This window comes from Salinispora cortesiana (assembly GCF_000484695.1).
GTDB classification, from domain to species: Bacteria; Actinomycetota; Actinomycetes; order Mycobacteriales; family Micromonosporaceae; genus Micromonospora; species Micromonospora cortesiana.
In genome coordinates, this window is the sequence record NZ_AXVR01000027.1 from 27779 (window position 1) to 45397 (window position 17619).

The following is a 17619-nucleotide window of genomic DNA, read 5'->3' on the forward strand; positions in this document are numbered from 1 at the left end:
CCGGGTCATCCGCGCCTCCCCCGGCGGAACGCAGCCCCAACCACGCCGGCCAGCAGGGCCGCTGCGCCCCCGGCCGCCACCCCCAGCAGCTGGTGCTGGCGACGGACCCGGCGGCGCACCTGCGCGTACGGGGTGGTCGAGAAGGAGACCAGCTCGTACCGGGAGACGTACCGGCCGGGCAACGCCCGCTCCAGCGTCTGCTCCACCCGTCGGCTGAGCTGGAACAGCGGCGAGGCGACCCGGTCGCGCATCTCGACGAAGTTGGCCAGCGCCATCTGGGCGATCGCCTCGGCGTTGGCCTGCCGGCGGCACTGGAACAGCGGTAGCGCGGCGGACCAGTCGTCGGCGCACTCGTCGAGGCAGCGGTCCAGCTCCACCACGTCTTCGAAGGCGCAGTTGGCGCCCTGACCATAGAACGGCACGATGGCGTGCGCCGCGTCGCCGAGTAACCCGACTCTCCCGTTCACCTGCCAGGGATCACAGCGGACGGTGCCGAGCACTCCGACCGGATTGTGTAGATAGTCGTCCACCAGGTTCGGCGCGAGTGGGAGCAGGTCCGGGTAGTGCTGCGCGAAGTGTCGCTCGATCGCCGCCGGACTGCCCAGTGAGGCGAAGCTCGCGGTGCCGTGGGTGGGCCAGAAGAGCGTACAGGTGAAGGAGCGGTCCGGGTTCGGCAACGCGATCATCATCGAGGTGCCCCGCGGCCAGATGTGCAGTGCCTCCGGGCCGAGCGCGAAGGCCCCACCCAACGGCGGAATGGTCAGCTCCTTGTAGCCGTAGTCGAGAAAGTCCAGGCTCTCCCGCACCAGGCCGTGGCCGAGTAGCTGGCCACGGACCGCCGAACCGGCCCCGTCTGCGCCCAAGACCACCGATGCGGTGGCGACGACCTTCCCCGGCGGGGTTTCGAAGGTCATCTCTCCGGTGATCGGGTCGAGGTCGACCAACCGGTGGTCGAAGGCGACCCGCACGCCCGGCAGCGCGGCAGCCGCGGTCAGCAGGGCGTTGTTCAGCGCCCCCCGACTGATCGAGTTGATCGCCCGGTCCCCGGCCGCGCTGTACCCCTGAAACTGCGGCTCGCCGTCCACCGGATGAATCATCCGGCCCCGCATCGGCAACGCGTCGGCCATCACCCGGGCGTCCAGGCCGATCCGGCGCAACGCGTCCAGCCCTCGTTCGGAGAGCGCCAGGTTGATGGAGCGACCCCGCTCAACCCGGCCGGTCCGGGGGTCGGGACGGCGTTCGTAGAGGGCGACCGGATAGCCCCGCCGGGCCAGGAAGGCGGCGAGCAGGCAGCCGGAGAGTCCGGCACCGACGACGGCGACCTCAGCGTGCTCTGTGCTCATCAGTGCACCTCCACCGTAGCGGCCAACGCGTTGGCCACCCGCCAGCAATCGTGGTACGTCGAGTAAAGCGGCACCGGTGCGAACCGGACAACATCTGGCTCCCGAGCGTCTGCGACAACCCCATGCTCCAACCGCAGCCGCTTCGCCAAGTCAGCGGCGCTCCCGGTGCCGATCCGCACCGACAGCTGTGCACCCCGGCGGGCCGGGTCACGCGGAGTTACCACTGCCAGGGGCCGCCCCGGGGTGACCTGGTCCAGCAGCCACTCCAGGTAGCCGGTGAGCCGGACACTGCGCTCCCGCAACGCCGTCATGCCGACCGAGTCGAAGAGTTCCAACGACGTGCGTACCGGCCCCATCGCGAAGATCGGTGGGTTGGAGACCTGCCAGGCCTCCGCCGTCGCCGGCGGTCGGGCAACCGGCGACATCTCGAACCGGGTGGCCGCCTCGGTGCTCCACCAGCCCTCGAACCGGGGCAGCGTCGGATCGGCGAGGTGGCGCTCGTGGACGAATACCCCGGAGAGCCCGCCCGGCCCGGAGTTCAGGTACTTGTAGGAGCACCACGCCGCGAAGTCGACATCCCAGTCGTGCAGGGCCAGTGGCACGTTTCCCGCGGCGTGCGCCAGATCCCAGCCGACCACCGCGCCGGCCGACCGACCGGCGGCGGTGATCTCCGGGATCTCCATCAGCTCGCCGGTCAGGTAGTTGACGCCGCCGAGCAGCACCAACGCGATCGTGTCCCCCTCCGCCGCAAGCAGGTCACGCACGTCGGCCGTACGCAGCGTGTCCTCGCCGGGACGGGGGGCCAGGCGCAGCACCGTGGTATCCGGGTCGAGGCCGTGGAACCGGGCCTGGCTACGGACGGCGTAACTGTCCGAGGGAAAGGCGCTGTCCTCGATGACGATCCGGGTACGGGTGCCAGTCGGCCGGTAGAAGCTCACCATCAGCAGGTGCAGGTTGACGGTGAGGGAGTTCATCACCACCACCTCTGCCGGCCGGGCACCGACCAGCCGGGCGGTCGGTGCGGTCAGCAACTCGTGGTAGGGCAGCCACGGTCGGTCGGCCGCCAGATGTCCCTCCACCCCGAGACAGCGCCAAGCCTCCAAATCGGCGAACAACTCGTCCCGGGTTGCCCGGGGCTGCAGGCCCAGCGAGTTCCCGGCCAGGTATGCCGCCTGTTGGTAACGACCGCCGTCGGCGGGCGGGACATGGAACAGGTGCCGATGGCCGGGGTCAGCGGTGTCCAGCCGGTTCGCCGCCTTCTCCTCCTGGCTCAGCTCTTCCTTGTGCATGCGTTCGCTCCGCTCCCCGCTCACATCTCGGTCCGGGCCGACCACAGCTCCGGGAAGACCACCCGGGCCATGCTCCGCTGCAGCCAGGCAAGTCCGGCGGAGCCACCACTGCCGACCTTGGCGCCCATCGACCGCTGCACCGCCTTGATGTGGTGCCAGCGCCAGTCGCCGAACCCCTCGGCCACCTCGGTCAACGCCTCGCCGAGCAGCCGAAGCTGGTCGTCCGGGCTGGCGGCGTAGATTCGCACCCAGGCCGCCTCCACCGCCGGATGCGGCTGGTGCTCCTCGGCCGTGTCGCGGCCAAGAAGCTCCCGGGGAAGATCGTGGCCCTGCCGGGCGAGCAGGGCGAGCACGTCGTCCCAGACGCTGGGGGCGTTCAGGGCAGCGGTCAGTTCAGCGTGTACCTCGACTTGCCGACGGAACGGACGGATCAGGGCGGGATCGCGGAGACCGAGCAGGAGCTCCAGGTGGCGATACATCGCCGACTGGAAGCCGGAGCCCTCGCCGAGGAGATTGCGGAACCGGTTGAAGTCGGCGGGGGTCATCCAGCGCAGGCTCCGCCAAGCCGCGTTCAAGCCGTCCAGGTGCAGGGCAGCGCGACGCAGCGGGGCCAGGGCGTCCCGAATCCGGTCCGCCCGCAGCAGCCGCTGGGTCTCGCGCAGTTCGTGACAGGTCAGATTGAAGTACAGCTCCATGATCTGGCTGGTCACGAGGAAGGACATCTCGCCCGGATCACTGCTCAGCGGCGTCTGCAACCGGTGCAGAGTGCTGGCCTGGACGTAGGCGTCGTACGGAATCCGCCCAGTGAACTCCAGGGTCGGCTCACCGCCGTTGCGGGCTGCTCGGGTGGCGCGTTGCCGCGGGGTTACCGGCCGTACCTCCGCCGCGGTGGCCGCCCGTAGTTCTGTTCGTTCCACCAGTCCGCTCCCTCCGCTCGAGCCGGCCATCCGGCCGTACTGCGGTAGCGGTCATGATGCCGCGACGGGTCTCGCCAGTGGAATGCCGAGACAACGGCTATCACGGCAGTTCACCTACCAAACAGAAGGCGATATCCCAGATTCGGTTGGAGAACGTAAGGTTTCCCAGTGTGGACGAGATGGACTGGGCCCTGCTCCGCGAACTACAGGCCGACGCTCGACTGTCGTACAGCGAACTGTCCCGACGGGTGCACCTTTCCCCACCGGCGGTAGCCGAGCGGGTACGTCGGCTCGAGGAGGCCGGTGTCATCACCGGCTATCACGCACACGTGGACCCGGCCCGAGCCGGGCGAACGGTGGTCGCGCTGATCCGCATGTCCTGCTACGGGACCCGCTGCATTCTCAACAGCCCGGAGACCACGGCCTGGCCGGAGGTCATGCAGATCCATCGGATCACCGGCGACGCGTGCAGCATGCTGACCGTCACCGCCGGCTCGATCGAGGAGTTCGAGGCGGTAATTGATCGGCTCGCTCCGTACGGCCAACCGTCCAGCACGATGGTGCTCTCCACCCCGCTCGGCTGGCGTCCGATCACTCCCCCCGGCTCCGGCGACAGCGAACCGTCCCCGTCTCGCCGCCGCCGCTGACCGCGCGCGAGGGGTTCACCCGGAAGGCCGCTGACCGCCCGCGAGGGTTTGCCCGGAAGCCAGCGGGAAAGCAGGCCGCGGTACCCGGGGAGGGTCCGGTGGTCGGCACCGGGAGGGGGAATCATGCGGGGTCATCGCGTACTCGCCATGCTGGCTTTGGTGGCGGCGTTCGTCCTGTTCGGGGGTGCACCTGCCAGCGCCGGCGAGCACACCTTCATCGAGGTCACGCCGAACCCGGCGCAGGCCGGCACCCGCGTTGACCTCCGGGCCAGCTGCGACAAGGACAACAACCGTCAGGCGACGGCGCACTCGGATGCCTTCGATGGTCAGGTCTTCCTCCGGCCCGACAACGGCTTCCTCACCGGCCACGCCACCATCCCGGGGAACAAGGCGGCCGGTGACTACCGGGTCGACCTACGCTGCGAAAACAACAAGACCGCCAGCACGACACTGACAGTACTCAACATGTCCCAGCCGACGAAGGGACCGGCGACCGGTGGCGGCGGCACCGCCGTCGGTCGCACCGGCTCCTACCTACTGGCCGGGGGCGTGGTGGCGGTGGCACTGGCCGTCGGCTTCGGCTTCTTCGGTAGCCGCCGTACCGGGAACGGTTCCTGACCGACCGCCACCATGGCCCGAGCAGACAGACGTACTCGACAGCGGGCGGTCCGGGCCGGCACCCGGCGCGCGGTGTCGGCCGCTGCCCGGCTGGCCGCCGGGACCGCCCGCCGGCTACGCCGAGCCGCCGGGCAGGCGTCCGCGGCGAGCGTCGTCACCACCGACCCGGCCACCGAGCCGCTACCCCCGCGTCCGCGCCGGCGATGGGTGTCGGCCCGGCGGCGGCTGGGGTTGTCCCACAGCCCCGGGATACCCGTACTGGCCATCGGGACCCTGATGATGCTGATCATCGCCATGCTAGGGGTGGAACAGGTGACCGGCATCAGCGTCCTCCCGGAGCGGTTCACCGCCGGTCTGCGACCGCCGCCGAAGAAGTTTCCGGTGCTACCGGCGAGTGATCCGGTCGCCGTGGAGATAGCTGCCATCGATGTCACGGCCCCGGTGCACAACGTCGGGCTGGCGTCGGACGGCACCATCGCGGCGCCGGACGCCGCTCGTGCCCAGGAGGCGGGCTGGTACGACCAGGGCCCCACACCCGGGCAGTACGGTCCGGCGGTCCTCGTCGGGCACGTGGACACCGACACGGGGCCGGCGGTCTTTCAGGAGCTACGTAACCTCCGCGCCGGCGACCGGGTCGAGGTGGATCGGACCGATGGACAGGTCGCGGTCTTCGAGGTCAACTCGGTGGAGCGGTTCGCCAAGGAACGATTCCCGACCGACCAGGTGTTCGGGGACTTCGACCGACCAAACCTGCGGCTGGTGACCTGCGGTGGCCAGTGGGTTGGCGGCCAGACCGGCTACGCCGACAACGTGGTGGTCTTCGCCTCCCTGGTCGAGGCGCGGAGCGGCTGAGCAACCGGGCGAGGCCGCTCAGGCGGCTTCGGACTCGCGCAGGTCGAGCCAGTCGATCCAACGGGGGTCGGGAGGTCTGTGGCCGAGTACCCGCCACGCGATACCTTTCGGTGCCGTCGGTGGGGCAGGGAGCCGCCAGCCCAATTCGGCCGGGGTCTTGTCGCCCTTGGTGTGGTTGCACCGGGCGCACGCCGCCACCACGTTCTCCCAGGAGTGCCGACCACCGCGGCTCCGCGGGAGGACGTGATCGATGGTCTCCGCCGGGCCCCGGCAGTAGGCGCACCGCCACCCGTCCCGCGCGAAGATCGCCCGCCGGGACAGCCCGACGTGGGCCCGAAAAGGCACCCGGACGAAGTGGGTGAGCCGCACGACCGAGGGCACCGGCAGCGAGTCGCGGGCGCTGTGCAGGACACCGTCACCATCGGCGACGCAGACTGCCTTGGCGGTGAGCACCAAGATGGCGGCACGTCGGATAGACACGACACACAGGGGCTCGTAGGTGGCGTTGAGGACCAGCGCGCCGGAGCCCACCGTGGGTCGTATGTCAGGCATCGCGCTCACCCCTCCGGTTCAGCGCCCCTCGCTCGCACCACCGGACGGAAACGGGCGCAGCGACCCACCGGCCGGACGTCGACCCCAGATCATCGCCGTCCGTGCGCCAATCGTCCCTGATAAGGCTCGGGATTGCACGTGTTAATCGGGGGTACCCCGCCGGGGGCTGTCTGGCGCTTTCCGGCCCGGACCCACCGGCCGCGTTTCGCCGTCGTCGGCGGGCCGCGCGCGGCGACCGGAGCCGGCTGCGGTACGAAGGCAGGGTGGATGTCTCCATCGTTCCGGCCGCGACCGCCGACTCCCTCGCCACCGACGAGCCCAGCGCGATTTGTCTCGAGGAGCCTCTCTGCGCCGTTCTCCACGACCTGACCGGCGCCGTGTGGTTCGCCGAGGGCAGCTACTGGATCTTGATCAAGCCACTCCGTATCGCCCTGATTCTGGTGCTGGCCCTGGTGGCCCGCTGGCTGATCAGCCGGACCATCAAACGCCTCGTCCGCAGCACCAGCAGTGCGGGCATGCCGACGATGCTGCGACCGTTGCGGGAGCGGATCCCCACCACGGCCGCCGAGCCGGGTGAGTTCGTGCCGGAGCGGCGCCGACAGCGCGCCGAGGCGATCGGCTCGGTGTTGCGCAGCCTCTCCACGGCGTTCATCTTCGGCATCGCGTTGCTTATGGTGCTCAAGGAGTTCAGCTTCGAACTGGCGCCGCTACTCGCCAGCGCCGGCATCGTCGGGGTGGCCTTGGGCTTCGGCGCGCAGAGTCTGGTGAAGGACCTGATCGCCGGGCTGTTCATGCTGATCGAGGATCAGTACGGCGTCGGGGACACGGTCGACTTCGGGGAGGCGACCGGCTTTGTGGAGTCGGTCGGCCTGCGGGTGACGACGGTACGCGACGCGCGCGGAGTTCTCTGGTACATCCGCAACGGAGAAATCATCCGGGTCGGCAACAAGAGTCAGGGCTGGGCGCTGGTCGTGGTGGACCTGCCGATCGGCTTCGCCAGCACCGAGGAGGCGACAGCGGTGCTACGGGACGCAGCCGCATCGGTCGCGGTGGACCCGGAGCTGGCGGCGGAGATCATCGAGCCACCCGAGGTACTGGGCGTCGAGCAGATGACGATGGACGGCGCGGTGATCCGTACCGTGGTGAAGACAACGGCGGACGGTCAGTTCGCGGTCGGCCGGGAACTACGTCGCCGGCTGGCCGGTGCACTGGAGAACTCCGGCTTCACCGATAAGATCGCCGCGGCTCGGTTCCCGGGCCTACCGGCGCAGGCATCCCGGGTGGGCGAGGGCAGCGGCACGCCGTGACCGAAGCGGCGACTTCCGTCGACCGCCCCTTCGACTATCCTCTTTTCGTTCAGTCGGCGATCCGACGATCAACCATTTCGCCCTGGCTGGTTGTCGGTGATTCCGGCAGAATCCGATACAGCTCCCCGGCAGCGGAGGAATTTCCTCGCTGATCGACGAATCGGACGATACTTCCCGACTCGGCCACTCAGGAGGCCCGGTCCGGGAACGATGGAGGCGATGGTGCCCAACGGCCAACCTTCTCCAGCCCGTCCGGCCACCTTCAGTGAGGTGTTCGCCCAGCGCGAGTACCGATTTATTCTGACGGCCGGAGTCCTCGCCTGGGTTGGTGACTACCTCGCGAAGGCTGCGGTGACCCTCCTGGTCTACCGGGAGACCGAGTCGGTAGCGCTCTCCGCGGCGGCCTTCGCCATCAGCTACCTGCCCTGGCTGATCGGCGGTCCGCTGCTCGCGACCGTCGCCGAACGGTATCCCCACCGCGCCGTGATGGTCACCTGCGACCTGATCCGGATGGCGCTGCTGCTGGTCATCGCGCTGCCCGGGATGCCGACTCCGCTGATCCTGGCGCTCCTCTTCACCGCCACCCTCGCCAACCCGCCGAGTCAGGCCGCCCGGTCGGCACTGCTGCCACGGATCCTGACCGGTGACCGTCTCGTGGTCGGGTTGTCGATCAACGCCAGCGTCGGCCAGGCCGCGCAGGTTGTTGGCTACCTGTCCGGCGCGGCGATCGCGGCGGCCAGCCCCACCCTCGCCCTGCTGGTCACCGCAGCGACCTATGCCGTATCCGCCACGCTGATCCGCCTCGGGGTGATCGCCCGACCAACGGCGATGAAGGCTGCATACCGCAGCCACCTGCTGCGGGAGACCGGCGAGGGATTCCGCATCGTCTTCGGCCAACCCGTGTTACGCGCCATCGCGATCCTCGTGTTCAGCGCCATGCTCTTCTCCATCGTCCCGGAAGGGTTGGCGGCGGCGTGGGCGGGCCGACACTCCGACGACATGGACCAGGGCCTCGCCCAGGCGGTCATCATGGCCGCCGTCCCGGTCGGGTACATCCTCGGGGGCCTGATCGTCGGCCGCCTGGTCGCGCCGGCCCGGCGGATCGCGCTGATGCGCCCGCTGGCAGTGCTCGCTCCGCTGCTCCTGGTTCCCACCCTGCTCGACCCGTCGCCACTGGTGGTGGCGCTGTTGGCCGCCGGGTGCGGATTCGCCGTCGCCGGGCTGCTGCCAACGGCCAACGGCCTGTTCGTACGAGCCCTGCCGGATGGCTTCCGGGCTCGCGCCTTCGGTGTCATGGCCTCCGGCATGCAGGTGATCCAGGGTCTGGCGGTTCTGGTCACCGGGCTGCTCGCCGACCGGTTCTCCATCCCGCTCGTGGTCGGCCTCTGGAGCAGCGCCGGGGTGCTACTGATGACCGCTGCGGTGCTGTCGTGGCCGAGTCAGGCGAGGGTTGACGCCGCGATCGAGGCGGCTTCGCGAGCTGACGCACCCGATCCGGCGCCGCCCGTCCCCCGGCCGAGACCAGACCGCCCTGAGGACCAGCCGGTCGACAGCCCGGGCGAGGACCAGCGGGACGCCCGGAAACGGCATCGCAACAGGGTGTCCTGACCGGGCCCGAGGCAGGCCGGGAGGTGATCCGGCCCACGTCCAGCCAGCGGCGGACAGCCACCGAAACCTGGCAGGATGGAGCCGTGCATCCCGCAGGCGAATCGGGCAGCCCCGCCCCCTCAACGAGTTTCTTCGATGCGGTCGGCGGCGAGCCCACCTTCCGTAAGCTGGTGGACGAGTTCTATGCCGGCATTGCTGACGACCCGCTACTGCGTCCGATGTATCCAGAGGAGGACCTGGGGCCGGCCGCGGAGCGGCTCACCCTGTTCCTGATGCAGTACTGGGGCGGGCCGAACACCTACTCCGCCCAGCGGGGGCACCCGCGACTGCGGATGCGGCACGCACCGTTTCGGATCGGGGCGGCGGAACGGGACGCCTGGCTGCGACACATGCGGCAGGCGGTGGACCGGCTGGACCTGCCACCGGAACTCGCCGCCGCGCTCTGGAGCTACCTGGAGCGGGCTGCGTACTTCATGGTGAACGCGCTGGAGGACCCGGCCACGCCAGCGTGACCGGCAGACTCGGCGGGTCAGAGCAGGGCACCTTCGTCGTGCAGCCAGTCAACGAAGCTGGTGGCTACCGCCGCCCCACAGTCGATCATTTCGACCAGGAGCGCGTCGTGCACGCCAGCGGCGAACGGCACCTGCAACTCGGCATAGATCGGGAGCTGGCCGCGCTCGGACGGATCTCCGATGTACGCCTTACAGAAGCGCCGGGTGTGGTTCCACTCGTTGACCACGCGGTAGGCCCGATCCTCCCAATCCGGCGGAACGGTCGCATGCGGCCGAACGCGCAACACCAGGATCTCGTCGTCCGGGCCCTCGAGCGCGACCAGGACCGCGTGCCGCTCCCACATCGCCAGCAGGTTTCCGTCGCCGTCGGCCAGGTAGCGCACGTCGAGCCGGTCCAGCGCGGCGCTGATCCGGCTGAGCGTGACCGGCGCGACCGTAGCGGCTGCGTCCACGACCGGAGAATGATCGACTCCGGTAAAACTATCGCCCGGTTGTCGGGGAGCCGGCGGGCCAACCCGGACCGTGTCCTCCACTGTGACCCTGCTCCGGCTGTCCGGCTCGCCGCCGTCAGCAGGACCGGGGCGCCACGACCACCACGGCATCGCTCACCCACCTCACTCCCCAGCGGATCCAGCCCCTAACGCTGCGTTGGATCCGAGGATGGACGGTACCCGGACAGCCGGGAAGAAGCACCCCCCTAATGAGCTCCCCAGGACAGAAGGACGATGGGGGATCACCCGGACTGCCGACCAAGGATAGGCCGAACGGTTAGATTTGTCACCCTCTGCAACCATACTGCCCCGTAGGGCCCAACCAGGCCGACCCATTGGCCGACCGCCCGGACCTGCACTCCACCGGGCGCCTCCGGCGCACCGAGGAAGCCCATCCGCACCAGGCCCTGGACCAACCGCTGGGGCACCTCGACCGGGGTGGCGGGAGAGTCGTTCGGAGTGACGACCACCGGCACATGATCCAGGAGAGCATCACGCAACACCCGCTCGCCGAGCGCCCTACCCCCCACTCCACGCCCGGCGGCATCCCGAAGGGCCACCGCCGCGGCTTCGGCCACCCGCCGCAACTCGGCCGCAGGGAGCGTCTCCACCCGCCGGCTGGCGGGCGGCGGCAGCGGCCAGCGCCACTGCGCGTCCCGGCGGGCGGGCAGCGCCGAACCACCCGCGGTCAGCTCCGCCAACAGCTCGCCGGCGGCAACGGTGGCGTCACCGGGGCCACCGCCGGCCACAGTGTGGACCACCAGCACCCCCCACGGCAACCGCGCCCAGAGGGCGGTCCGCTCCGACCGACTGGCGGGCCGCAACCGCACCAACGCCCCCCGGTCCAGCCGGACCAGCCGGGCCAGGAACGCGCCCGCGTCGACAACCCCGGTCAGCCCATGGCCCACCCCGCCGGGCACCGGGGGCGGGTAACCACCCCGGCCCCCGGTGTCCGGGCCGGTCACGCCGCCCCCTCCTGGATGAGGTAAGTGCGCAGGAAGGCCCGCTCCTCAGCGGAGAGGCGGCGCGGCAGCTGTCGGCTCAGATCAAACGGCACCAGCACCGACCGGGCCCGACTGACCAGTAGGTCACCGTCGTACATCTCGTAGTCGACGGTAGCGGAGGCGGCGCGAATCTCCGACACCCAGAGCTCGATCCGGACGGTTGGGGCCGATTCCGCTGTGGCCCGCCCGAGCGCGTAGTCGACCGGCCTCAGGTAGTCGACCTCGTGCCGCCGAATCACCACACCGTCAGCGAACGAGCCGACGCCCCAGGCCCGGCCCCCGGCGAACATCAGGGCCACCCGCGCCTCCTCGTAGAGGGTGAGGAAGCGCGAGTTGTTGATGTGCCCGTACGCGTCCAGGTCGGACCAGCGCAGCGTGCAGTGGTAGACGAACCGATCTGCCATGTGTCAGTCGCGGGTGAGCTTGCGGTAGGTGACCCGGTGCGGCCGGGCCGCCTCGGCGCCGAGACGCTCGACCTTGTTCTTCTCGTACGCTTCGAAGTTGCCCTCGAACCAGAACCACTTCGCCGGGTTCTGGTCGTCTCCCTCCCAGGCCAGGATGTGGGTGGCGACCCGGTCCAGGAACATCCGGTCGTGGGAGATGACCACGGCGCAGCCGGGGAAGTCCAGCAACGCGTTCTCCAGGCTGGAGAGGGTCTCCACGTCCAGGTCGTTGGTCGGCTCGTCCAGCAGGATCACGTTGCCGCCGATCTTGAGCGTCAACGCTAGGTTGAGTCGGTTGCGCTCGCCTCCGGAAAGGACCTTGGTCGGCTTCTGCTGGTCCGGCCCCTTGAAACCGAAGGCAGCGATGTACGCCCGCGACGGCATCTCGACCTTGCCCACCATCAGGTGGTCCAGGCCGTCGGAGACGACCTCCCAGACGGTCTTGTCCCCGGTCAGACCCGCCCGAGTCTGGTCCACGTATGACAGGGAGACGGTGTCACCGACCTTCACGCTGCCCGCCGTCGGCTGCTCCAGCCCGACGATGGTCTTGAACAGGGTCGTCTTCCCGACGCCGTTCGGGCCGATGATGCCGACGATGCCGTTGCGCGGCAGGGAGAAGCTCAGGTCGTCGATCAGCACCCGGTCGCCGAAGGCCTTGGTGAGGTTCTGCGCCTCGATCACGGAGCTACCCAGACGCGGGCCCGGCGGGATCTGAATCTCCTCGAAGTCCAGCTTGCGGGTCTTGTCCGCCTCGGCGGCCATCTCGTCGTACCGGTCGAGACGGGCCTTGGACTTGGTCTGGCGCGCCTTGGCGTTCGAGCGGACCCACTCCAACTCGTCGGCGAGCCGCTTCTTCATCTTGGCGTCCCGTCGGCCCTCGACCGCCAGCCGGGCCGCCTTCTTCTCCAGGTAGGTGGAGTAGTTGCCCTCGTAGCCGACGGCCCGACCCCGGTCCAGCTCCAGGATCCAGCCGGCCACGTTGTCCAGGAAGTAGCGGTCGTGCGTGATCGCGATGACAGTGCCGGCGTACTTGGCCAGATGCTGCTCCAGCCACTGCACGCTCTCCGCGTCGAGGTGGTTGGTGGGCTCGTCGAGCAGGAGCAGGTCGGGCGTCTCCAGCAGCAGCTTGCAGAGCGCGACCCGACGCCGCTCACCACCGGAGAGCTGGGTCACGTCGGCGTCCGGCGGCGGGCAGCGCAACGCGTCCATGGCCAGTTCGAGCTTGGAGTCGATGTCCCACGCGTCGGCGTGATCCAGCTCCTCCTGGAGGCGGCCCATCTCCGCCATCAACTCGTCGGAGTAGTCGGTGGCCATCTGCTCGGCGATCTTGTTGAACCGCTCCAGCTTGGCCTTGGTCTCCGCGACCGCCTCCTCGACGTTGCCGAGGACCGTCTTCGCGTCGTTCAGCGGCGGCTCCTGGGCCAGCATGCCGACGGTATAGCCGGGCATCAGCCGGGCCTCACCGTTACTCGGCCGGTCCAGCCCCGCCATGATCTTCAGCAGGCTGGACTTACCGGCGCCGTTCGGGCCGACCACACCGATCTTGGCACCCGGCAGGAAGCTCAGCGTCACGTTGTCGAGCACGACCTTGTCGCCATGCGCCTTGCGCGCCTTTTCCAGGACGTAGATGTACTGGGCCACGGTGCGGGCTACCCTCCATCGGTCAACGGGTGTGGTCTACACGGGCGGGGCCGGCCGCGGATGCGGAGCCGAGGTCGCCCGTCGACGGGCCGATCACGCCGGCCCGTCGTCAATCCTGACAGGTCACCCCGCCTGCGCCCACATCACCCCGCCGGGCCGGCGCCCGACCCGGCAGACCAACAGAATTGTCTACAAGATCACGTTTGGGGTTCGGTGCCGCCAAGTGGGTGCGCTAAGTCCGGCACGGTACACCAGACGCCGCGGCTACGCTCAGTACGCTCGTCGCGGTGGATTCGTCAGCACCCGGAGGTGGCCCAACGTGACCGTCCGCAGCTCCTTTGTCGTAGTGGCCAATCGACTGCCCGTTGACGAGGTGAGCACACCCGAGGGACGGCAGTGGCGACGTAGCCCGGGTGGGCTCGTGACCGCACTGCATCCTGTTCTCGCCGAGCACCACGGCACCTGGGTCGGCTGGGCCGGCGGTAAGGGGGCTGCACCGGAGCCGTTCGACCTGGAGGGCATCCGGCTGCATCCGGTGCCGTTGAGCACGGAGGAGTTGGAGCGCTACTACGAGGGGCAGTCCAACGCCATGATCTGGCCGCTGTACCACGACGCGGTCGAGACCCCGGTCTACAAGCGCCGTTGGCGGGAGACGTACCGACTGGTGAACGCCCGCTTCGCGGAGGCGGCATCGGATGTCGCGGCGGAGGGCGCCACGGTCTGGGTGCAGGACTACCAGCTCCAGTTGGTGCCGGCGATGCTCCGCGAGCTCCGCCCCGACCTACGGATCGGCTTCTTCCTGCACATCCCGTTCCCGCCGATCGAGTTGTTCATGCAGATGCCGTTCCGCACCGAGATCCTCCGCGGGCTACTCGGCTCCGATCTGGTGGGCTTCCAGCAGCGGCTGGCGGCGCAGAACTTCGTCCGACTGGCCCGGCACCTGCTCGGGCTGCGCTACGAGGGACAGATGATCCAGGTCGACGGCCGGCGGGTGAAGGCGGGCGCGTTCCCCATCTCCATCGACACGCAGGAGATGGAGCGACTCGCGGTGGATCCGGCGATCCGAGCGCGGGCGCAGGAGATCCGCGAGGAGCTGGGGAACCCACGCACGATCATCCTGGGGGTCGACCGGCTCGACTACACCAAGGGCATCGAGTTACGACTCAAGGCCTTCCGCGAGCTGCTCTCTGACGGAAAGTTGACAGTTCCGGACGCGGTTATGGTGCAGGTGGCGACGCCCAGCCGGGAACGGGTGGAGCACTACCAGGCACTTCGCGTCAAGGTAGAGCGCGAGGTTGGTCGGATAAATGGCGAATTTGGCCGAGTTGGGGTGCCGGCGGTGCACTATCTGCACCAGTCGTACAGTCGCACCGAACTGGCCGCGATGTACGTCGCCGCCGACGTGATGATGGTGACCCCGCTGCGAGACGGAATGAATCTGGTGGCCAAGGAGTACGTAGCAGCGCGCGCCGACCGGGGTGGCGCGCTCGTGCTGAGTGAATTCGCCGGCGCGGCCACCGAGCTGCGCCAATCGTTCCTGTGTAACCCGCACGACCCGGACGCGGTCAAGGAGGCCCTGCTGCGGGCCGTGCACGTGGAGAAGCCGGAGGCCCGCCGCCGCATGCGGACAATGCAACGTCATCTACGCACCCACGACGTGGGGCACTGGGCGAAGTCCTTCCTCACCGAACTCGGCGTACCGGGACCGGATGCCTCGTGAGCACCGGCACCACACTCGGCAACCCGGTCGGTGGCAACCTGGCGCAGGAGCTGCGCACCGTGATCGGTCGCATCGCCCGCGTCCCCCAGCTGCTGATCGCCTGTGACTACGACGGCACCCTCGCCCCGATCGTCGAGGACCCGAGCCGGGCCGTACCGCTGCCGGAGGCCGCGGCGGCGGTGCGTGCGCTCGCCTCGCTACCGCAGACCAACGTGGCGGTCGTCTCCGGGCGAGCACTGCGTGACCTGGCCGCCCTGTCCCGGCTGCCCAGCGAGGTCCATCTCGTCGGCAGCCACGGCTCCGAGTTCGACATCGGCTTCGTCGAACGGCTCTCCCCCGAGCTGGTCGCCGTCCGCACCCGGCTCCGCGACGCGCTGCGCGAGATTGTCGCCGCCCATCCCGGGGTTCGGCTGGAGCGCAAGCCGGCCAGTGTCGCCGTACACACCCGCGGGGTTGACCCGCAGGTCGCCGCCGCAGCCGTCGAGGCCGTCCGCAACGGCCCCGCGACCTGGGACGACGTCACCGTCACCCAGGGCAAGGAGGTCATCGAGCTGTCGGTGGTCGCCACCCACAAAGGCACCGCCGTTGACCAGCTGCGCACCCAGCTCTCCGCCAGCGCGGTGCTGTTCATCGGCGATGATGTCACCGACGAGAACGCCTTCGGCAACCTGCACGGGCCAGATGTCGGCATCAAAATCGGGCCCGGCGAGACCAAGGCGCAGTATCGGGTAGCCGACCCGATCGAGGCCGCCCGCGCCCTCGGCCTGCTCCTGGAGACCCGACGGAACTGGCTCTTCGGCGAGCGGGCGGTGCCGATCGAGCGGCACTCGATGCTGGCCAACGGCCGGACGGTCGCGCTCGTCACCCCCGAAGCCAAGGTCACCTGGCTGTGCAACCCCAAGCCCGACTCGGCTGCGATCTTCGCCGACCTGGTCGGCGGCAGCCCCGCCGGCTACTTCAGCGTCGTGCCGGAGCGCGGTGGTATCCCGCTCGGCCAGCGCTACCGCTCCAACACGATGACCGTGGAGACCCGGTGGTCCGGCCTGACCGTGACCGACTGGCTGGACACCCCGGACACCGAGACCACACCGGACGGGCCGGCGATCGTCAGTGCCGACTCGGCCCTAGTCCGGGTGCTCACCGGACGCGGCCGGGCACAGCTGGAGTTCGCCCCCCGGCCCGAGTTCGGCCAGGTCGCCGTCCAGCTCCAACCGCTCGATGACGGGCTGCTGGTGCTCGGCTCCAACCACCCGATCGCGCTCTACTCCCCCGGCGTCACCTGGGAGGTGGGCAGCGACGGCGTGTACGAGACGGCGAAGGCCGTCGTTGACCTCTCCGCCGCGGGCGGGCCGGTCGTGCTGGAGATGCGCTTCGGCACCCACAGCCTGGAACACCACCGGCAGCCGATTCACGAGCGGCAGGCCGCGGCGGAGCAGCCCTGGAAGGACTGGGTGGCCACGCTGCGGCTGCCGACCACCGGCCGGGATCTGGTCGCCCGCAGCGCGCTCACCCTCCGCGGGCTGTGCCACCAGCCGAGCGGTTCCATCCTGGCCGCCGCGACCACCTCCCTGCCCGAGGAGCTGGGCGGCGTCCGCAACTGGGACTACCGCTACTGCTGGCTCCGCGACGCGGCGCTGACCGCCCGCGCGCTGGTCGACCTCGGCTCCACCGAGGAGGCCGAGGCGCTGCTGCGCTGGATCGACGGAGTCGTCGACCGCACCGGCGGGCACCCCGAACGGCTACACCCGCTCTACACAGTTGACGGTTACGAGTTGGGCGCCGAGGCCGTCATCGACACCTTGCCCGGCTACGCCGGCTCCCGGCCCGTCCGGGTCGGCAACCTCGCCAACCACCAGCTCCAACTCGACGTCTTCGGCCCGATCGCCGACCTGATCGCGGCCGTGGCCGACGCGCGCGGCTCCGTCCGGGACGACGAATGGCGGGTCCTGGAAAACATGGTGGAGGCGGTCCGCCGCCGCTGGCACGAGCCGGACCACGGCATCTGGGAGGCGCGCCTGGCGCCCCGACACCACATCTTCTCGAAGGTGATGTGCTGGCTGACCGTCGACCGGGCGCTGCACGTGGTCCGCAAGCACGGCGGCGAGGAGCAGGCCGCGTGGGTGGAGCTACGCGACCGGATCGGCGCCAACGTGCTCGAGTTCGGCTGGCACGAGCAGGCCGAGGCGTACAGCGTCGCGTACGGGCACGAGGACAGTGACGCCTCCTCGCTCTGGATCGGCCTCTCCGGCCTGCTCCCCGGGGACGACCCCCGCTTCGTCTCCACCGTCCTCAAGATCGAGGCAGATCTGCGCAGCGGCCCGGTGGTCTACCGCTATCACTGGGAGGACGGCCTACCCGGCCGGGAGGGCGGCTTCCACATCTGCACCTCGTGGTTGATCGAGGCGTACCTGCGTACGGGCCGCCGTGGCGACGCGGAGGAGTTGTTCACCCAAATGATCGACACCGCCGGACCGACCGGGCTGCTGCCCGAGCAGTACGACCCGCTGACCGAGCGCGGGCTGGGCAACCATCCTCAGGCCTACAGCCACCTCGGCGTGATCCGCTGCGCCCTCCTGTTGGACAACATGCTCAAGCAGTGAGCCCCGGCGGCCGACGCGCGCCGCGTCGGCCGCCTCTCCTCGTGATGGCGGCCCGCACCGGGCGGCCACCACGAG

The 17619-nt window shown here is 69.7% G+C and carries 16 protein-coding genes; 8 read left to right on the plus strand and 8 right to left on the minus strand.

Annotated elements, in window-relative coordinates:
• Nucleotides 1–5 precede the first annotated feature (5 nt).
• From K228_RS0113720 to K228_RS0113730, 3 genes are read right to left on the minus strand one after another with little or no spacing between them, the layout of a single operon-like run.
• On the minus strand, nt 6–1343 hold the full coding sequence (locus tag K228_RS0113720) for an FAD-dependent oxidoreductase (protein ID WP_025618951.1): 1338 nt from the start codon (nt 1341–1343) through the stop codon (nt 6–8).
• Nucleotides 1343–2632, minus strand: a complete 1290-nt coding sequence (gene kynU, locus K228_RS0113725) for a kynureninase (RefSeq protein WP_025618952.1) — start codon at nt 2630–2632, stop codon at nt 1343–1345. The genes K228_RS0113720 and kynU overlap by 1 nt, the downstream gene beginning before the upstream one ends.
• A 20-nt stretch (nt 2633–2652) precedes the next feature.
• Nucleotides 2653–3549, minus strand: coding sequence for a tryptophan 2,3-dioxygenase (locus K228_RS0113730; RefSeq protein WP_025618953.1), 897 nt, complete (start codon nt 3547–3549; stop codon nt 2653–2655).
• A gap of 170 nt (nt 3550–3719) precedes the next feature.
• On the opposite strand from K228_RS0113730, the gene K228_RS0113735 reads away from it, so the two are divergent.
• The 3 genes from K228_RS0113735 (at nt 3720) to K228_RS0113745 (ending at nt 5666) form a co-directional block, all read left to right on the plus strand.
• Nucleotides 3720–4196 carry an Lrp/AsnC family transcriptional regulator gene (locus K228_RS0113735; protein ID WP_025618954.1) on the plus strand — a complete coding sequence of 159 codons (477 nt, stop codon included), beginning with the start codon at nt 3720–3722 and terminating at the stop codon, nt 4194–4196.
• Nucleotides 4197–4343: 147 nt separating this feature from the next.
• Nucleotides 4344–4814 carry a hypothetical protein gene (locus tag K228_RS0113740; RefSeq protein ID WP_025618955.1) on the plus strand — a complete coding sequence of 157 codons (471 nt, stop codon included), beginning with the start codon at nt 4344–4346 and terminating at the stop codon, nt 4812–4814.
• Between the two features lie 12 nt (nt 4815–4826).
• Entirely contained in the window at nt 4827–5666 is an 840-nt protein-coding gene (locus tag K228_RS0113745; protein WP_025618956.1) for a class F sortase, read from the plus strand.
• 18 nt (nt 5667–5684) lie between these two features.
• Here the strand turns inward: K228_RS0113745 and K228_RS0113750 are convergent, their stop codons facing one another.
• Nucleotides 5685–6218: an HNH endonuclease gene (locus K228_RS0113750; protein WP_025618957.1), complete on the minus strand. Its 534-nt coding sequence runs from the start codon at nt 6216–6218 to the stop codon at nt 5685–5687.
• A 263-nt stretch (nt 6219–6481) separates the two neighbouring features.
• On the opposite strand from K228_RS0113750, the gene K228_RS0113755 reads away from it, so the two are divergent.
• From K228_RS0113755 to K228_RS0113765, 3 genes are all read left to right on the plus strand, one after another.
• Nucleotides 6482–7525, plus strand: a complete 1044-nt coding sequence (locus K228_RS0113755) for a mechanosensitive ion channel family protein (protein WP_025618958.1) — start codon at nt 6482–6484, stop codon at nt 7523–7525.
• Between the two features lie 219 nt (nt 7526–7744).
• Nucleotides 7745–9133, plus strand: coding sequence for an MFS transporter (locus K228_RS0113760; RefSeq protein WP_025618959.1), 1389 nt, complete (start codon nt 7745–7747; stop codon nt 9131–9133).
• Between the two features lie 23 nt (nt 9134–9156).
• Nucleotides 9157–9645 (plus strand): globin, encoded by a 489-nt coding sequence (locus K228_RS0113765; protein ID WP_281171582.1) that lies wholly within the window; start codon nt 9157–9159, stop codon nt 9643–9645.
• A gap of 17 nt (nt 9646–9662) precedes the next feature.
• On the opposite strand, the gene K228_RS0113770 is transcribed toward K228_RS0113765, so the two are convergent.
• The 4 genes from K228_RS0113770 to ettA all read right to left on the minus strand — a co-directional run bounded on the left by K228_RS0113770 (nt 9663) and on the right by ettA (nt 13224).
• Nucleotides 9663–10247: a type III secretion system chaperone family protein gene (locus K228_RS0113770; RefSeq protein WP_025618961.1), complete on the minus strand. Its 585-nt coding sequence runs from the start codon at nt 10245–10247 to the stop codon at nt 9663–9665.
• Nucleotides 10248–10378: 131 nt separating this feature from the next.
• Nucleotides 10379–11101, minus strand: coding sequence for a DUF8185 domain-containing protein (locus K228_RS0113775; protein WP_025618962.1), 723 nt, complete (start codon nt 11099–11101; stop codon nt 10379–10381).
• Nucleotides 11098–11544, minus strand: coding sequence for an acyl-CoA thioesterase (locus tag K228_RS0113780; RefSeq protein ID WP_025618963.1), 447 nt, complete (start codon nt 11542–11544; stop codon nt 11098–11100). Before K228_RS0113780 ends, K228_RS0113775 begins: the two co-directional genes overlap by 4 nt.
• Nucleotides 11545–11547: 3 nt before the next feature.
• Nucleotides 11548–13224 carry an energy-dependent translational throttle protein EttA gene (gene ettA, locus K228_RS0113785; protein WP_025618964.1) on the minus strand — a complete coding sequence of 559 codons (1677 nt, stop codon included), beginning with the start codon at nt 13222–13224 and terminating at the stop codon, nt 11548–11550.
• 319 nt (nt 13225–13543) lie between these two features.
• On the opposite strand from ettA, the gene K228_RS0113790 reads away from it, so the two are divergent.
• Together K228_RS0113790 and otsB are read left to right on the plus strand one after the other, a co-directional pair.
• Nucleotides 13544–14944, plus strand: coding sequence for an alpha,alpha-trehalose-phosphate synthase (UDP-forming) (locus K228_RS0113790; protein WP_025618965.1), 1401 nt, complete (start codon nt 13544–13546; stop codon nt 14942–14944).
• A complete protein-coding gene (otsB, locus tag K228_RS0113795) occupies nt 14941–17544 on the plus strand; it encodes a trehalose-phosphatase (protein ID WP_025618966.1) in 2604 nt (867 codons plus the stop codon). Before K228_RS0113790 ends, otsB begins: the two co-directional genes overlap by 4 nt.
• Nucleotides 17545–17619 lie beyond the last annotated feature (75 nt).

Coding starts and splice junctions, on each gene's coding strand:
- K228_RS0113720 (WP_025618951.1), bottom strand. CDS start 1,343: ATGAGCACAGAGCACGCTGAGGTCGCCGTCGTCGGTGCCGGACTCTCC.
- kynU (WP_025618952.1), bottom strand. CDS start 2,632: ATGCACAAGGAAGAGCTGAGCCAGGAGGAGAAGGCGGCGAACCGGCTG.
- K228_RS0113740 (WP_025618955.1), top strand. CDS start 4,344: ATGCTGGCTTTGGTGGCGGCGTTCGTCCTGTTCGGGGGTGCACCTGCC.
- K228_RS0113745 (WP_025618956.1), top strand. CDS start 4,827: ATGGCCCGAGCAGACAGACGTACTCGACAGCGGGCGGTCCGGGCCGGC.
- K228_RS0113750 (WP_025618957.1), bottom strand. CDS start 6,218: ATGCCTGACATACGACCCACGGTGGGCTCCGGCGCGCTGGTCCTCAAC.
- K228_RS0113760 (WP_025618959.1), top strand. CDS start 7,745: ATGGTGCCCAACGGCCAACCTTCTCCAGCCCGTCCGGCCACCTTCAGT.
- K228_RS0113770 (WP_025618961.1), bottom strand. CDS start 10,247: ATGCCGTGGTGGTCGTGGCGCCCCGGTCCTGCTGACGGCGGCGAGCCG.
- K228_RS0113780 (WP_025618963.1), bottom strand. CDS start 11,544: ATGGCAGATCGGTTCGTCTACCACTGCACGCTGCGCTGGTCCGACCTG.